General features: G+C 49.9%; 13 protein-coding genes. 10 read left to right on the top strand and 3 right to left on the bottom strand.

What is annotated here, in order from left to right:
• Positions 1–32 precede the first annotated feature (32 nt).
• The 5 genes from AB4Z33_RS10990 to AB4Z33_RS10970 all read left to right on the top strand — a co-directional run bounded on the left by AB4Z33_RS10990 (position 33) and on the right by AB4Z33_RS10970 (position 5905).
• Entirely contained in the window at positions 33–947 is a 915-nt protein-coding gene (locus AB4Z33_RS10990; RefSeq protein ID WP_337102647.1) for a carbohydrate ABC transporter permease, read from the top strand.
• A gap of 5 nt (positions 948–952) precedes the next feature.
• Complete coding sequence (locus AB4Z33_RS10985; RefSeq protein ID WP_442049971.1) at positions 953–1786, top strand: carbohydrate ABC transporter permease; 834 nt, start codon at positions 953–955, stop codon at positions 1784–1786.
• Positions 1787–1919: 133 nt separating this feature from the next.
• Positions 1920–3266 (top strand): ABC transporter substrate-binding protein, encoded by a 1347-nt coding sequence (locus tag AB4Z33_RS10980; RefSeq protein WP_442049970.1) that lies wholly within the window; start codon positions 1920–1922, stop codon positions 3264–3266.
• A gap of 66 nt (positions 3267–3332) precedes the next feature.
• Positions 3333–4988, top strand: a complete 1656-nt coding sequence (locus AB4Z33_RS10975) for an MGH1-like glycoside hydrolase domain-containing protein (protein ID WP_442049969.1) — start codon at positions 3333–3335, stop codon at positions 4986–4988.
• A gap of 20 nt (positions 4989–5008) precedes the next feature.
• On the top strand, positions 5009–5905 hold the full coding sequence (locus AB4Z33_RS10970) for a glycoside hydrolase family 43 protein (RefSeq protein WP_442049968.1): 897 nt from the start codon (positions 5009–5011) through the stop codon (positions 5903–5905).
• An 88-nt stretch (positions 5906–5993) separates the two neighbouring features.
• On the opposite strand, the gene AB4Z33_RS10965 is transcribed toward AB4Z33_RS10970, so the two are convergent.
• Positions 5994–7700: an RICIN domain-containing protein gene (locus AB4Z33_RS10965; protein WP_442049967.1), complete on the bottom strand. Its 1707-nt coding sequence runs from the start codon at positions 7698–7700 to the stop codon at positions 5994–5996.
• A gap of 297 nt (positions 7701–7997) precedes the next feature.
• On the opposite strand from AB4Z33_RS10965, the gene AB4Z33_RS10960 reads away from it, so the two are divergent.
• Both AB4Z33_RS10960 and AB4Z33_RS10955 read left to right on the top strand, forming a co-directional pair.
• A complete protein-coding gene (locus AB4Z33_RS10960) occupies positions 7998–8789 on the top strand; it encodes an alpha/beta hydrolase (RefSeq protein ID WP_442049966.1) in 792 nt (263 codons plus the stop codon).
• 198 nt (positions 8790–8987) lie between these two features.
• The gene (locus tag AB4Z33_RS10955) at positions 8988–10379 is read left to right on the top strand and encodes an ABC transporter substrate-binding protein (RefSeq protein WP_442049965.1); all 1392 of its coding nucleotides are present in this window, start codon (positions 8988–8990) and stop codon (positions 10377–10379) included.
• A 62-nt stretch (positions 10380–10441) separates the two neighbouring features.
• Here AB4Z33_RS10955 and AB4Z33_RS10950 read toward each other — a convergent pair whose 3' ends face one another.
• A complete protein-coding gene (locus tag AB4Z33_RS10950) occupies positions 10442–11227 on the bottom strand; it encodes an AraC family transcriptional regulator (protein ID WP_442049964.1) in 786 nt (261 codons plus the stop codon).
• A gap of 230 nt (positions 11228–11457) precedes the next feature.
• Here AB4Z33_RS10950 and AB4Z33_RS10945 point away from each other — a divergent pair, with 230 nt between their 5' ends.
• Positions 11458–12624 (top strand): glycoside hydrolase family 27 protein, encoded by a 1167-nt coding sequence (locus AB4Z33_RS10945; RefSeq protein ID WP_442049963.1) that lies wholly within the window; start codon positions 11458–11460, stop codon positions 12622–12624.
• A 221-nt stretch (positions 12625–12845) separates the two neighbouring features.
• Here AB4Z33_RS10945 and AB4Z33_RS10940 read toward each other — a convergent pair whose 3' ends face one another.
• On the bottom strand, positions 12846–13646 hold the full coding sequence (locus AB4Z33_RS10940; RefSeq protein WP_442049962.1) for an AraC family transcriptional regulator: 801 nt from the start codon (positions 13644–13646) through the stop codon (positions 12846–12848).
• A gap of 141 nt (positions 13647–13787) precedes the next feature.
• Here AB4Z33_RS10940 and AB4Z33_RS10935 point away from each other — a divergent pair, with 141 nt between their 5' ends.
• Positions 13788–14594, top strand: a complete 807-nt coding sequence (locus AB4Z33_RS10935; RefSeq protein WP_442049961.1) for an alpha/beta hydrolase — start codon at positions 13788–13790, stop codon at positions 14592–14594.
• Between the two features lie 258 nt (positions 14595–14852).
• Positions 14853–16499 carry an extracellular solute-binding protein gene (locus AB4Z33_RS10930; RefSeq protein ID WP_442050005.1) on the top strand — a complete coding sequence of 549 codons (1647 nt, stop codon included), beginning with the start codon at positions 14853–14855 and terminating at the stop codon, positions 16497–16499.
• Positions 16500–16550: the final 51 nt, after the last annotated feature.

Raw genomic sequence — 16550 nt, 5'->3', positions numbered from 1 at the left:
ATGGGCGTACAACAGGAAAGGAGGCCGCTTCCATGCGAGCTACGCGAAAAATAAAACCACAGCAGCATAACCTGACCGCTTACGGATTTTTATTGCCGTGGCTGATCGGTTTTTTCTGCCTTACGCTCGGTCCCATGTTAGGCTCGCTCTATTTGTCCCTAACGAAATACAACTTGCTTACCGCACCGAAGTGGGTCGGGTTGTCCAACTATGTGACGATTTTTACCGATGACCAAACGTTCACGAACTCCTTGTGGCTTACCTTCAAATACGTGTTTCTATCCGTGCCGCTCCGGCTCGCGTTCGCGCTGCTCGTGGCGATGGCGCTTAACAAAGGCATTAAGGCGCTGGGCATTTACCGCACCGTGTATTATGTGCCTTCGTTGCTTGGCGGCAGCGTTGCGATTGCGATCGTCTGGAGGCAGATCTTCGACGGCAGCGGACTGGTTAACCGTTTCCTGGGCTGGTTCGGCATCGAAGGACCTTCATGGATCTCGCATCCGGACTACATCGTCTATACGATCATTACATTATCGATATGGCAGTTCGGATCGGCGATGGTCATCTTTCTAGCCGGCCTGAAGCAAATTCCGGCCGATCTGTACGAGGCTGCTCAGGTAGACGGCGCCGGCAAAGCGCGAAGCTTCTTCCGCATTACGTTGCCGATGCTGACGCCGGTCATTTTCTTCAACCTGGTCATGAGCATCATCAATTCATTCCAGGCGTTCACGCCAGCCTTCGTAATCGGCGACGGACGAGGCGGACCTCTCGACGCAACGATGTTCTATACGCTGTACCTGTACATGAAAGGCTTCTCGTTCTTCGAGATGGGCTATGCTTCCGCGCTTGCATGGATCATGGTGCTTATCGTTGGGGGCTTCACGGCGATCGTATTTATGACGTCCAAATTTTGGGTATTCTATGGCGATAGCAAGGATGGGAGATGAAGCAGATGCAGATGAAAGCAATAGGACTCTCGAAACACATGCTGATCATCCTCTTTGGTATTGCCATGCTATACCCCGTGCTTTGGCTGATCAGCAGCTCCTTTAAGCCGAACGACATGATATTCACGCAAACCGGTCTGTGGCCGAAGGAATTTACGCTAGACAATTACCGCAATGGCTGGCAAGGTCTGCAGGACGTTTCATTCGGAACCTTTTTCGCGAACTCTTGGATGATTTCGGTGCTTAGCGTCCTTGGCAATGTCGTCACATGTTCTTTCGCGGCGTTTGCATTCGGGCGGTTGAGCTTTAAATTTCAGAAGGTATGGTTTGCGCTGATGCTCGTTACGATCATRCTGCCTTACCATGTCACGCTCATCCCGCAATACATTATTTATAACGAGCTGCATTGGATCAATACGTACTTTCCGCTCGTTCTGCCGAAGTGGCTGGCGCATGATTCATTCTTCATTCTCATGATGGTGCAGTTCATACGCGGCATTCCGAGAGAGCTTGACGAGAGCGCGACGATCGACGGCTGCAGCCAGCGCCAAATCTACTTCAAGATCATCATGCCGCTGCTTACGCCGGCGCTAATCTCCGCGGCCATCTTCACATTTATTTGGTCGTGGGACGATTTCTTCAGCCAAATGATCTATCTGAGCGACATTAAATTGTTTACGGTACAGCTGGGCATTCGTTCATTGTTCGATCCTTCCGGCCAATCCGACTGGGGTGCGCTGCTTGCGATGTCAACTTTGTCCCTCGTGCCGATTACGCTTATCTTCTTGATCTTCCAGCGGTACTTCATGGAGGGCATCGCGACGACCGGTTTGAAATAAATCGGCTATCGATCGTACGCAACCCGAAAAAAAGACAAGCGATGACCTAAAGAAATCAAATTCCAAGATGGACGCTTTGCGATTAACCTTAGTCATGTAAACGGATTCAACAAAAATCGGGAGGTTGGTTAGAATGAAGAGAAAGAGCGTATGGATCGGCATATTGGCTTTAATGATGGTTGCGCTAACCGCTTGCTCGGGCGGAACCGGAAGCCCGGGCGCTTCGAACTCCGGCAATACGAAGGATAACGGGACAGGAACTTCGACCGGTGGCGACGAGCAAGTCGAGCTTCGCGTCATGTGGTGGGGGGACCAGAAGCGGGCGGACATTACGAACCAAGCGCTTAAGCTGTTCGAAGACAAGCATCCGAATATTAAGATCGTCGGCGAGTTTTCTCCTTCTACCGGTTACTTCGACAAGCTGAACACGCAGCTGGCCTCGGGTACGGCGCCGGACGTTTTCTTCCTCGGCGGCAACGTCGTGGACTATGCGATTAAGGACGTGCTGCTGGATTTGACGCCGTACGTTGGGCAAGAGCTGGATTTGTCGGATATGGATCAGACGATGGTCCAATACGGTACGCTGAGCGATAAGCTCGTCCATATCTCTGCAGGGGCGAACGCGCGCGGCGTTATCGTGAACAAATCGATGTTCGAGCGTGCCGGCATTCCCGTTCCGCAGGACGGCTGGAACTGGGAAGAATATGCGGCGATCAGCAAACAAATTTCCGATAAACTCGGCAGCGGCTTTTATGGAACATACAACTTGACCGTCGATGGCATGGACATCGGATTGAAGCAATCTGGTAAGCAGTTATACGATATGGCCAATAGCACATTGGGCTTCGAAGAGGCGGATGCGCTTAAATGGTTCCAGTATTGGGATGTTACTTCGAAAGCCGGCGGCGTTGTACCGGCTGAGCTGCAAGTGTCTAATCCGCCAGGAGATACGAGCAAATCATTGATCATTACAGGCAAAGTCGCGATGAGTCTCATTCCTTCCAACCAATTCGCCGCGCATCAAAGCTTGACCCAGGATGAACTCATTATGGTGCAGCTGCCTCGCGGCGACAAAGGTACCGGCGTCGTCTTCGAATCCAGCCAAGGCTTGTCGGGGTATGCGAAGACTAAGCATCCGAAAGAGGTAGCGCAGCTGATGAGCTTCTTCATTAACGATCCGGAAGTAGCGAAGATCCTCCGCAGCGACCGCGGCGTGCCCGTAACCGCAGCCAACCGCGCTTTGCTCGAAGGAGAAGCTAGCGATGCCGACAAAATCGTCTACGATTACACGAGCCGCGTATCCAAAGCAACGGAAACCGAGCCGTTCGCGGTCAGCTACAATCCTCCGGGGAACACGGAGTATTCGAAGCTCGCGGAATCGACCATGTACGAAATCGGTTTCGGCCGCAAGAGCGTGGAGGAAGCGGTCAAGTCGTTCTATAACGGTACGGTGAAAATTTTCAACAACAATCAGGAGTAACCGGTAAGACGGGCTGCCCATGCGGCAGCTCGTTTCGCTATGCATACGCGAAGGAGACGATCTAAGATGAGTGAATCGATGTTGCTGGACAAATTAAGGAGCTTGTCCGTTGATGAACGGATCGGCGAGCCGATCAAGGAATCCGATGGCAGCGTTATCGCGGAATGGAAGCGGGCAGGGGTGAAATTCGCGTCCTCGCAAGGCCGGCTTGAGCAGGTTTATTATGCCGCTTTGCGCTCGCTGCTTGCTTGCATCGTGCCGACGGGCGGAGAGAAGCCGATCTTGCACGAAGGCGGCATTTACCTCGGCTGTTGGCTGGAGAGCACCGGCACGATTAACGCCGAGCTGCTCTCGCGCTTCGTGCCTTCGGTATCCGAAGAGACGTATTTGTCGTTCGCCAAGCATCAAAGGGAGGATGGGATGCTTCCGTATAAAATAACGGAGCATGGCCCCTCCTATAGGCAAATCCAGCTCGTCACGCCGCTCGCCAGGTCCGTCTGGAACCACTATTCCCTGCAAGGCCGGGATAAGTCATTTCTGAAGACGATGTACGGGGCAATGACCCGATATGACGAATGGCTTGTGAGATATCGCGATACGTTCGGTACTGGCTGCGTGGAGGCTTTCAGCGCTTTTGATACCGGACATGATCTATCGCCCAGGTTCTGGCATGTGCCGGATACGCCGCATCTCGGCGATGCGACGCGGGTCAATCCGGACTCGCCGATCTTGCCGTTTCTAGCTCCCGATCTTACCGCCAACGTTTACTGCCAAAGGCTGTATTTGGCGCGGATGGCCGAGGAGCTGGGAGAGTCGGGCGAGGAATGGAGAGCGAAGGCGGAGCAATCGCTGGATAGCTTGTACCGGTATTGCTTCGATGAAACGGATCATTTCTTCTACGATAGAGACCAGAATGGACAGTTCGTGCGCGTGCAGTCCGATGTGCTTCTGCGAGTTATGGCATGCGAGGTCGGCGATCGGCCGTTTTTTGATTCGATGCTGCGTCGTTATTTGCTCAATACGCGCAAGTTTTTCGCTAAATATCCGTTTACGTCGCTGGCGATGGACGATCCACGGTTCGATCCTTTCTCCAGCTATAACAGCTGGGCGGGGCCATCCAATTTCCTTAGCCTGATTCGCGCGCCGCATGCATTCGAACATCATGGCCGCCACGTCGAGCTGACCTGGGTGCTGCAGTCGATCCTGTCGGCCGCAACCGGATTTACCCGTTTCGCGCAAGCCGTTAGTCCGTGGACGGGGGAAGAGGGCTTCAYCGAAGCGTATTCGCCTTCGATTCTATGCGTGCTTGATTATGTGGAGCGGCTATGCGGCATCATGCCTCGCCCAACAGGCGAGCTGTGGTTCACGGGTCTTCGTCCTTATGCGATGGATCATGGCGAAGAGCCGACAGGCGATACCGCTTACAGCCGAACGGTGGCGGAGAACGTCTTCGAGCTGCTTAACGGGGAGGGCGAATCGGTTATCTACCGAAACGGCGAGCGCTGGATCGCATTCCCGAGCGGTATACGCGTCATTACCGATCGAAGCGGCAAGCTGCTTGGTCTAATCGGCATGACTCCGAGGAAGGTCGAAGGGATGATCGAATGGGGCGGCTCGAATATCCCGTTCAGCGTTTCCGGCAATGAGCAAGTCGTTCTCGTGGGAAGCCGGTTCAGGGCGGAAGAGCCTGGAATCGGCATCGTTCCGCCTACTTACCGTTAATTCGCAAAGGGGAGCTTAAGATGACGCTGGAATGCAAGGATATTCAAATACGCGATCCATTCGTGCTGGCGATGCCGGTGGAAGGCAAATACTATCTGTTCGGAAGCACGGATAAAAATATATGGGGTGCAGGAACGGGCTTCGATGCCTATGTGAGCGAGGATTTGCTTTCTTGGGAAGGACCGCATCCGGTATTCCGTCCCGAGGAGGATTTCTTCTCGGATACGAACTTCTGGGCGCCGGAAGTGTACGCTTACGGCGAGCGGTATTATATGTTCGCCACGTTCCGCAGAAGGGACAACGCTCTGCTTGGCACCGCGGTGCTTGCGGCCGATCAGCCGCTCGGGCCGTTCATTCCCCATAGCGACGGGCCYCTGACCCCCGCTGGCTGGAGCTCGCTCGACGGCAGCTTGTTCGTGGATGAAGACGGCGTGCCGTGGATGGTCTTCTGCCATGAATGGCAGCAGGTGGGCGACGGCGAGGTTTGCGCGATACGGTTGAGCAGCGATCTTAGAGCCGCGGCTTCGGAGCCAGTCTTGCTATTCCGCGCTTCGGAAGCTAAGTGGGCAACACCTTACGTATCGCCCCGTTATGCGGATACAGCCAACTATGTGACGGACGGCCCTTATCTCTTCAGAGGCGAGGAAGGTCATCTCTATATGCTGTGGGCAAGCTTTATCGACAACCAGTACGCCTTGGGCGTGGCGCAATCGGAATCGGGCCAAGTGGCTGGTCCTTGGGTACAGCAGACGGAACCGTTGTTCAAGAGCGACGGCGGACACGGCATGGTGTTCCACGCTTTCGATGGCCGTCAAATGCTAACGATACACGCGCCGAACCGGACGCCAGACGAGCGGCCGATCTTCCTGGAGCTTCTCGAGCGAGAGGGTGTTGTGCGAGTAAAGAGTTCCGATTAATTGCAACAAAAAAACCGCAATTYATCATGAATTGCGGTTTTACTGCGTTTAATGGCCATACAGAGACAGCCCAGTGCACTCGCTATCTCTAATTAATTTGAACCAGCTGCCATTGCTGATTGAGATCGCCGCGGTACAGATTTTGCTGAATCTTCGCTCCATCGGCCGTGGAGGATCCGACAACCTCGACCGCTTTGTTGCTATTCACGTTCAGAATGCTCCAATAGCCGTTGCTCATTTTGATCAATCGGAACTGCTGCGCGGTATTGGAGAGATCCTGCATAAGTTGAATCGCTTCCCCGTTGTTTTTCGTTCCGTTACGAACATCCATGACCTTGTTATCGGAGGAACTAACGCTTCGCAATTCGTAATAGTTATTGTAGGTGCCTTGATCCGTAACGACCCAGCGCTGCGCGTTCGCATTATTATCCGTCCATTGTTGAAGTTGCAGCGCGCTCGTGTTCTGCCCGCCCGGAACCTCGAGTATTTTACCCGAAGCACGGTTGACGAGCTTGTAAGTCGCTCCATTCGTGACTCCGTTCCATATGCCATTCCAAGGATTAAACTGCGCGCGTTCATAGTACCATTCGAAAATAAAGCGGGCCATGCCATCTCTGGCCGTATTGCCATCATACATTAAACCGCCTGTCGGGTCTGCGAATGAGCTTCGCGTGCCGGGATCCAGCAAAAATCCGTTCATATGGACGGCAATGCTCACATTTCCCGCGGCCGTAAAGATCGCTTTGGTATTTTTGCCGAAGCCCGCATTCGAGCCGTTGAACAGATCCCAATAGGAGGAGTCTCCCGCCTGGGTCTTGAACCAGGTTGTCTCCGTAATATTGATTGGATAATTATCGGCGCATGGCTTGATATTGGTGTCCCATTGCTGCTGCAAAGTCGTGTAATTGTCATTGGCTCCGTAGCCCGGGTACCAATGGACCGAATAACCGACATTATTGAGCGGATCCGTCAGCGGGTATGCAGCGCACAGCTGATAGTATTGATCCCAACCAAGTCCGGACGCCCATATGACGTTATCCGCACCTTTGCCGCGAATCGTGGAGATCATGGAATTTTGGAAATTTTTGAGCGAGTTCCAGTACGCAACGAAGTTGGATTGGGATGGATGACCGCCCCAAACGCCGTTGACGTCGGATAGTACCGGCTCGTTAACGAGCTCGAACATCACGTTATCCGCGCTCTTTATGCCCGGCTGATCAGCGAGGTAACCCCAAATCTGATTGAACTTGGCGAGATTGTCCGGCGTTGTTGCTTGGTTGTTGCTTAAAGTGAAATCAAGGCCGAGCGTGACATACAAGCCTTTGGTCTTGGCGTAGTTGATATATGGAATGATAACGTTCTGAGTAACGGCCTGCAGTCCGGCAAAATTGTATGTGCCCGCCGCAACGTCGCCCATGTCTTCCCGGTCAATGAATAGACGTACTTGATTCATGTACCACCCGTGATTGTTGCCGTATTTGGCCGAGGTGCTCGTAAAGGTGTCGGTAATATCCTTCAAATACGCCAAGATGGCCGCATGCCGATTCCCGCCATTCTGATTCAGGTAGTAATTGCTGTTCTGGTACGTCCAGTAAGCGCCAGAGGGTTGATGCCACCCGCTCAGCAGCACGGGCTGTCCGCTGCTGTTCACCAACTGGTTGCCGCTTACATGGAGTTTGGACATCGGCATGCCGACCCACGCCTCTGCTTTCTTGCCGCTCAGCAGCATTGGCGATATCACTAGCGCCATAAGCAACAGAAGCTTTACTGCTAAGCTGACTTTCTTCTTGATCATTAATACTCATCTCCTTTTTTTGTTTGGTATATGTAAATTCATGGTAGTACAACGGGAGGGCGAAGCGGATAGGAGAGATGGGGGGTTATAAGAATGAAATGTATGCGCTTGCAAAAACGAGTGTACTATTCGGGAGTTAACGTCGACAACCTGTCTAATTATGGCATTATGCCCCTTCTAACTCTATCTTTGGCGTACGAGTGAGAAGTATCCATTGACAGGTTGTTTGCTCAGTGTGGAAAGGTTTATACTTGTCGACAGTTAATCAAGTGTCATTAGGAAGGGGAACGAAACACGATGAGTTCGATTGACTATGATTCGATTAGAAATGCCGCTCCGCTAGGGTTTGACCAGAACAAGGAAGACATTGCCCGAGGCAAAATAGAATCGATTGAATATTTCTCGACGACGGTAGGCTGCAAGCGCAAAGCGATGATTTACCTCCCTCCCGGTTATTCCGAAGATTTAAGCTATAACGTTCTTTATCTATTGCACGGCATCGGCGGCGACGAGTCGGAATGGTACAAACATGCGGGGCCGCAGGTGATCCTTGATAATTTGTATGCGGAACGCAAGCTTGCGCCCATGATTGTGGTATTGCCCAACGGTCGTGCCATGGCGAACGACCGGGCGGAAGGAAATCTATTCGACCCGAACAAATTAAAGGCGTTCGAAGACTTTKAACTTGATTTGCTGCATGATCTCATTCCTTATGTAGAGTCCAACTACTCGGTTCAGATAGGTAGAGAGACTCGTGCTCTGGCCGGCTTATCGATGGGAGGAGGGCAATCGCTCAATATCGGCTTAGCCAATCTGGATCGATTCGCCTGGATTGGCGGTTTTTCTTCCGCACCTAACACGAAGGAGCCCGAGCTGCTTGTCCCGAATCCGGAAGAAGCGTCGTCTAAGCTTAGTCTGCTCTGGCTGTCATGCGGGCTTCTGGACACTCTTAAGCATGTCAGCGATCGGACTCATGCTTATTTGGAACTTAATAATGTGCCACATATTTGGTACGAGGAGAGCGGCGGGCATGATTGGCCGGTATGGAAAAACGATTTATACCATTTTTCACAGCTTGTTTTTAGATAAACGCAAGCGACAATCTGAGCATCACTTATACGGGTGATGCTTTTATAATCTTTAAAAGTTACAAATCATTTCTAATTCCTCTATGGTTCGTGATCATTGGGAGTACTATCATTATCCATGTAGCGGCTGCCTCATGAATTCATTCTTTTGAAAGCGCTGCATAATTAGGGTATGACCAATGGCTAAGGGGGAAATGGCATGTGGAAGCGTAAAACAATGCTGCTGTTCTGTAGTCTAATCTTGGTTCTTATGGCAGCATGCAGCAGTGGATCAAACGGAGGCAATAACGGTAACGATACCGGAAATCATGTTGAAGGCACAACGGCTCCAACGAATGCAACGGAAAGCGGAGGCGACGAGTCTACCGGAGAAGAGGAAGTTACCGGTACTCCCGAAATGGATTTCGATATGGGCGGACGTACGATCAAATGGGTATCCTGGTACGATGAGTCGATTAAAGAAGATAACCCGGACAATATCAAGATGAAAGAAAATTTGGATGCCTTAATGAAGAAGCATAATTTTAAAATCGAATATGTCGTAGTCGATTATGGCGAGTTTCAGCAAAAAGTATCGGCTTCCTTGTTAGCGGGAGAGCCGCTTGGCGATATTATCCGCGTAGCTAGACCATGGATGATTCCGGGACTGGTCAAGCAGGGCATGTTCACGCCGGTAGATGAGTTTACGAAAAACGAAAAAGTATTTATTCAGCAATATACGAATGAATATGCATTGTTCGAAGGAAGAGGCTATGGATTCAGGGCAGGCATCAACGGCGCTTCGCAAGGCGTTTTCTACAACCGCACGTTAATGAACCAACTGGGCATGAAGCCGCTGCAGCAATATGTGAACGAAGAAAATTGGAATTGGGACACTTTTATTCAAGTCGCGAAAGAAGCAAACAAGGATACGAATAATGACGGCAAACTCGATACGTGGGGGCTAGCCGGCGCTTCGATTCTTGTCCAAGCCCTGGCTGCGAACGAAGCGAATCTGATAGCCGAGGATAAACAGAATCTCGAGGATCCGAAAACGCTGGAAGCATTGCATTTCTTGTCGCGGCTTGCAACCGAGAGCGTCGGAAGACCTACTGAAGGCGGAGATTGGACTGAACCGGGACAATTTTTCCGTCAAGGCAACACTCTGATGTTCGCAAGCGCCGATTATGAAATGGAGAATCTGAAGAAGGATATGCCGGACATCGACATCGGCTTCCTCCCATTCCCTAAAGGACCGAGCGCTACGCAATATCAATCTTTCAATACGATTCCGAACTATTTGACCATTCCTAGCGCAGTCGAGAATCCGGAACAGCTTGTCTACATTTACGAGAAGATTAACGATATTGAATCCATTTATGATTATCCGAAGCAATCGAGATTCGAAACGTTGTTCAGCAACGAGGACGATCTCAATAATGCGAAGGTTGCCGGAGAGAGCATCAGAATCGTCGAAGAAGTTAATGGATATCCAACGATGCCTTATTACGAATTCATAGGTGAATTATTGGAGGGCATCTCGGTATCGACCGTCGTCGAGAAATATAAAGAGCCGTTCCAGGCAGCCATAGATGAGGTTTGGCAAAAATAACCGTTAATAAGCAGTTCAGCAGTCCCTCTAATAKGCGAATATTAGGGGGACTGTATTTGATYTCAAAGCTTCTTAGCCGCTGATGGAGGATATCCTTTCGTTTCCTTGAACACTTTGCTGAAATAGGATATATCGTGAAAGCCGCAGCGTTCGGCTGCTTCCGTTACCGTAAAGTCGCCTAAGGACAGCATGGCCTCGGCGTTGTTGATGCGGATGCGGTGCAAATATTTTTTATAGCTTGTACCTGTGTTATCTTTGAATAATTTCCCTATGTAGGCGGGGTGAAGGTTTAGCCTTTCCGCCCAATCGTTAATCGTGATGTCTTCCGAATAATGCTCGGCGATGAAGGTGGTTAATTTCTTTATCCGAGGATCCATTCCAGGTGACGATCGGCGATTAAAGTTGCTAAGAAGCCGATGGAGAATAAGTTCGAACAATGCCCGAGCTTGAATCATATAAAAGGGTTGCTTGCTCATCCACACCTGGTTGAATTCACGAATGTAGCCTAGAATTTCTTTGGTAATCACATTTTTGGTTACGACTTCAAAAGGAAGACGGACATGATTATGGGGGTCTGCCCAAAAGAAATTAAACGGATATGCTTTCATAGGACAACCCCAAAAGGTATTGGCTTCACGAATGCTGCCCTCCGGGACGTATATAAGATCACCCGCTTCGACAGCGAACTTCTCGCCGTTAATGTAGTAATCGGCCCTGCCGTCAACTACAAACGTGAGATCATGAAAGTCGATTGTCGTCTTCTGAATCTTCCAATCCGGATAACATCTGCGGTCTACAAACAGAAAAATATGGGGTACAAGGTGAAGGTGATATTCAAGCTCCTCCAAACGGCTTCGCCTCCTTTACCCTATCATAATGGCAAATGAAGCGTTTACAACCAGTCAAATGATAGGTGTTTCTTATACGAAACAACAATTATCCATAAAAAAGCAACGTAAAGCTATAGGCTGGAAAATCGCGTTTATGATGTAATTTGAATAGGAAAACACATTTGCCAAGTACACTGATATGAGGGTGCTGTACCCTATCAGGTCTAGCGAAAGGATGAATATTCATAATGGACAATCATAAGCAATTGGGGCTGACGCCCGCCTTAGGGTGGAATTCATGGAACACATTCACTTGGGACATTAATGAGCAGTTGATTCGGGATGTTGCGGACATCTTTGTGTCGGAGGGATACAAGGATGCCGGCTACGAATATATTGTAATTGATGACTGTTGGAGCTTGAAGGAGCGGGATCAGAACGGAAACCTGGTAGTCGATCCTGTCAAATTTCCTAGCGGTATGAAGGCTCTTGCAGACTATATTCATGCCAAAGGACTAAAGTTCGGCATGTATTCATGCGTTGGCACCCACACATGCGCAGGATATCCAGGCAGCTTTGAACATGAATTTCAGGATGCTCAGTTATTTGCGGAGTGGGGCGTTGATTATTTGAAATACGATTACTGCTTCAAGCCGCGCCATATTTCGGGAGAGCTGCTGTATAAGCGTATGAGTATCGCTCTGAGAAACTGCGGAAGGGACATCTTATTCTCCGCCTGCAATTGGGGGGAAGATCATGTATACMAGTGGATCCGCGAATCGGGCGCTCATATGTATCGATCCACCGGGGATATCCAGGATCATTGGGATTCGATCAAAAACCTGACGTTATCGCAGTTGGATAAACAATGCTATACAGGCTCCTATTGTCACAACGATATGGATATGCTGGTTGTCGGTATGTATGGCGGCAGCAATAATGATTTTATTGGCAGCAAGATTGGGGGCTGCAGCGACACGGAGTACAAAACGCATTTTTCGTTATGGAGCATGATGGGGTCTCCGCTTATGATCGGCTGCGACATCCGAAAGGCAACTCCGGCTACAAAGGATATCTTAATGAACCATGATCTCATCGCAATCAATCAAGATAGAGAAGGCCGCGGTGCTTACCGCATTAAACCGGAGCCGCAATGGTTCCACACGAACGATGTCTTTATGCTGGTGAAAGTGCTGTCTGACGGCGATCTGGCGATTGGCTTTTATAACCTGAGCGACAGTCAGAGAGAATTGTCGCTGCAGTTCTGGGATATCGGACTCCCCTATGCCGCCGGATATTCGTTGTCTCTGTATGACTGTTGGGAGCATAAGGAACTAGGGGTATATAAAGAACGATACGCTCCTGTGGTGCCGGCGCATGATTGTTTAGTTGTACGTGCAAAGCTGGTAAAGTAAATGCTCAACAACAGACTGTGCAGAACATGCCAGATCCCTCTAATGGCAGACGACGTGGCCATCTACTTGAAGCTTGTCTCTAGAACGGCACAGGATTATTTATGCATCGATTGCCTGGGCCAAAAGCTGGAATGTGGTCGCGAGCCTATCGTCAAATTGATTAAATATTATAGAGAATCAGGCAATTGTATCCTGTTTCGTTAACTACCTGTTATAGCAGTCTAAAGCAACGTCATGTATTCCGAAGGTGTAAATGACGTTGCTTTTTTGAACACTTTCGAGAAATACAGCGGGTCTCTATAGCCTACGGAGCAGGCGATAGATTTGATAGACAAGTTGGACACCTTCAATAGTTCACCGGCGCGCTGGATTCTACAGGCTGTGAGATAGTTGGATACGGACATGCCGGTAGCATCTTTGAACAGGCGGAACAGGTAGCTTCTCTCAATGTTTACGACATTCACAATATCCGTGACCGTAATCGTCGTTTTCCAATAGTTATTCTCAATATATTGTTTCGCAGTTTCTACATAATCGTTCGAACGAATGCTCGCTTCCTTTGGGTAATATTCCATGTAGTAAGACAGCAGCAGACGAAGCTTGGCATCAGAACGTATCTTGTCGAATGGCTGCGCATTGGTATTTCCGAGGATGTGAAAATAAGGCTCCAGATTGTCGGGAGATTTAGAGACCACTGGTTTTTCTGGTCCAAGACCAGCCAAGGCCACTAGTCGCTGCGCTTCATCACCTTTGAACTCGGTCCAAACATACTCCCACGGGTCGTGCTTATCCGGGTAATAATAGACTTCCGTGTGTGGAAAAATAATAAAACTCTCCCCCGCCTTTAATGCAAAAGCAGTATCTCTCGTCTCCAAAATCCCTTTACCGCTTACAATGTAATGCAAAGCATAAATATCGCGTACACCCGGTCCCCACTTATGCAGATTGGGGGGCTTATAACCACTGCAGGTACAAATCAAATGATTACGGATAGCTGAATGATAGAAGGGAGTTGATTTCATAGGCTGTACCCATATCCTTTCATTTTGATATAAGGAGCTTTAGATAGATTAACTCATCTTAGTGCAAACCGGCCACACCAAAAACCCGTCAAAGTATAGTTGTTCATAGTAGAAGAACGAAAGAAATGGAGAGATGATTACATGGCCACGATGCAAATCAGCTTTTTTTCGGAATGCTTGAAGAGGGAGGTAACTTTTAATGCTCTGCTGCCGCTCGATCAACCAGTTTCCCCCGGGCGAGAAGACGCGGCCAATGTGCCTCTTAAGGCGCTGTATCTGCTTCACGGCTATTGCGGCAGCCATACGGACTGGATCAGCTTTTCGCGCATTCGAGAGCTATCGGACCGGCATCGCATTGCGGTATTTATGCCCGCCGGAGAAAACCGGTTTTATTTGGACGACGAAGAAAGTGAAATGAGGTTTGGCGAATATGTCGGACGAGAGCTTGTGGAATTTACAAGGCGAGCATTTCCCATCTCACAAGAACGCTCAGACACATTCATAGGCGGGTTTTCTATGGGCGGATACGGGGCCATTCGCAATGGACTCCATTACGCGGATCGCTTCGGCGGGATCATCGCCTTATCATCGGCACTTATACCGTACAAAATCGCGAACATTCAGCCAGGTTATCATAATGGCATCGCGGGTTACGGATATTACAGAAGTGTATTTGGAGACCTCAGCTCCCTGCTTGGCAGCGATAAGGATCCCGAGGAGCTAGTTCGTCGGTTGRAGCAAGGCAAAGGGAACATGCCTCATATTTATATGGCTTGCGGGACTGAAGATTTTCTGCTCGATGTCAATCAGCGATTCCATCACTATTTGAAAGACGAAGGGATCGAACATACTTATAAGGAAACCGCGGGCGCTCATACCTGGGACTTCTGGAACGATCGGATTGGAGAAGCGCTGGAATGGGCGTTGGAAGACCGAAGCTCTAAATAATGCAGCATTATCAGAATGACGAGGGCCATTCAAACACGCCAATACACGGCGTGTTTTTTTGTGTGCGGTCGGCAATCAGATTCCATTTTACACAAGCTCCTATCTTAACTCGAAGTAAATAATTGATAACATTATCAATAATTGCACCTTGATTTTTTTGCTGCTAATCAGGGAGAATGATAATTATGCATAAATATTGCGTTGCCGCGAAATGGGGTTGTAATCGTGCCGAAGCGAATAGGGAACAAGGCTGCAATTATGCTTGCCGTATTAATGTTTGTGCAGACGATTGCGGCATGCGAGCATCAGCGCCCGACTGAGGAGCCGGATAAGAGAGGCGTGGAAGAAGCGATCTATTCGGATCCGGGCTTAACCAAATACATTCCTCCGATCGAGATTACGCTCGTTSGGAATATAAATGAAGATTTCGGCGACTTGATCAGCCATTTTCCGGGAGAGACTCTCGAGGATAATCGTTGGAGCCGGCTTTACGAGGATGTGCTGGGCATTCGGGTAAAATACGAATGGACGGCCAAAGACGATCTCTATCATCAGAAGTTAGGCTCGGCATTGGCATCGGGCAATATTCCCGATATCGTAAGAGTGAATGCGCAGCAGCTGCGGCAGCTCGCGAACGAAGGTTTAATTCAGGATTTGACCGACGTGTATGACAAGTATGCGGCGCCGTTCACCAAGGACGTGCTAAGTCAGGAAGGAACCGGACCGTTCGAAGCGGCAACGATAGACGGAAAGCTGATGGCTATTCCGGAAACAGCGGCATCGATTGAGGCTGCCCAATTTTTGTGGATACGAACCGATTGGCTGGATCGGCTTAAGCTTAAGCCTCCGAAGACGATGAACGACCTGCTCTCGATTTCGAAAGCGTTTACAGAGAACGATCCTGACGGCAACGGCAAGGATGATACGTACGGGCTGGCGCTGACGCAATATTTATGGGATCCCGTCATGGGTGCGTTGGACTTTATGGCCGGTTACGGCGCATATCCGAATATTTGGCTCGAGGACGATACCGGCAAGCTCATTAATGGAGCCGTACAGCCTGAAGTGAAGCAAGCGCTAACCGTGCTTCAAGGCATGTACCGTAGCGGTCAGATCGATCCGGAATTCGGCTTGAAGGACGGCCGCAAAGAAAAGACGTTGATCGCGGAAGGGAAGATAGGCATCATGTACGGCGAGCAATGGGGCTCCTTCACCGTTCAATCAAGTTATGAGAAAGACGCAGCTGCGGACTGGCAGCCATACCCGATCGTGTCGGCAACGGGCGAGCCTGCCAAAGTACCGCTCCGATTTGCGACTAATCAATTTTTGGCCGTCAAGAAGGGCGTCCAGCATCCCGAAGCGATCGTGAAAATGATCAATTTGCATCTGGAGAAAAATTGGGGCGTTACGGCCGAATATGAAACGTACTATAGCACCCCATACCCGGCTTGGCAGCTCTCGCCCGTTACTCCGGCCCCTCTGCGAAAAAATTATGAAGCTTTTCTGCAATTAGAGGAGTTCCGGGCGACGGAAGACGAAGCCGTTCTCCATGATGAAGCCAAAGCGATTCAGAAAAACATCGATGTTTATCGGACGAGAAACGACATAACCGGATGGGGCTGGGAACGTACCTATGGTCCGAAGGGAGCGTTCTCGATATTCAGACAATATGAAAAAAACAATCAACTGTTGTTCGAGAGCTTCGTAGGCGTTCCGACGGAAGCGATCATCCAGAAGCAATCGATCTTGGACGAGTTGAAAAACAAAACGTTCATTAACATTATTCTCGGACGGCCAATCGAGGAATTCGACCTTTTCGTCGAGGAGTGGCATCGGTTAGGCGGGACGGAGATGACGACCGAGGTTAACGAATGGTACGCGGAGAAGGGCCGAAAGACGCAGTAAGCACTAGGCTTCGTTCGCTCCCTTCACCTATTCACTGCGCGGACTAAGCTG

Source organism: Paenibacillus sp. 2TAB19 (genome assembly GCF_052115185.1).
GTDB lineage: Bacteria > Bacillota > Bacilli > Paenibacillales > Paenibacillaceae > Pristimantibacillus.
The sequence above is the reverse complement of the archived record's forward strand: the minus strand, read 5'-3'. Positions and strand labels throughout refer to the sequence as shown.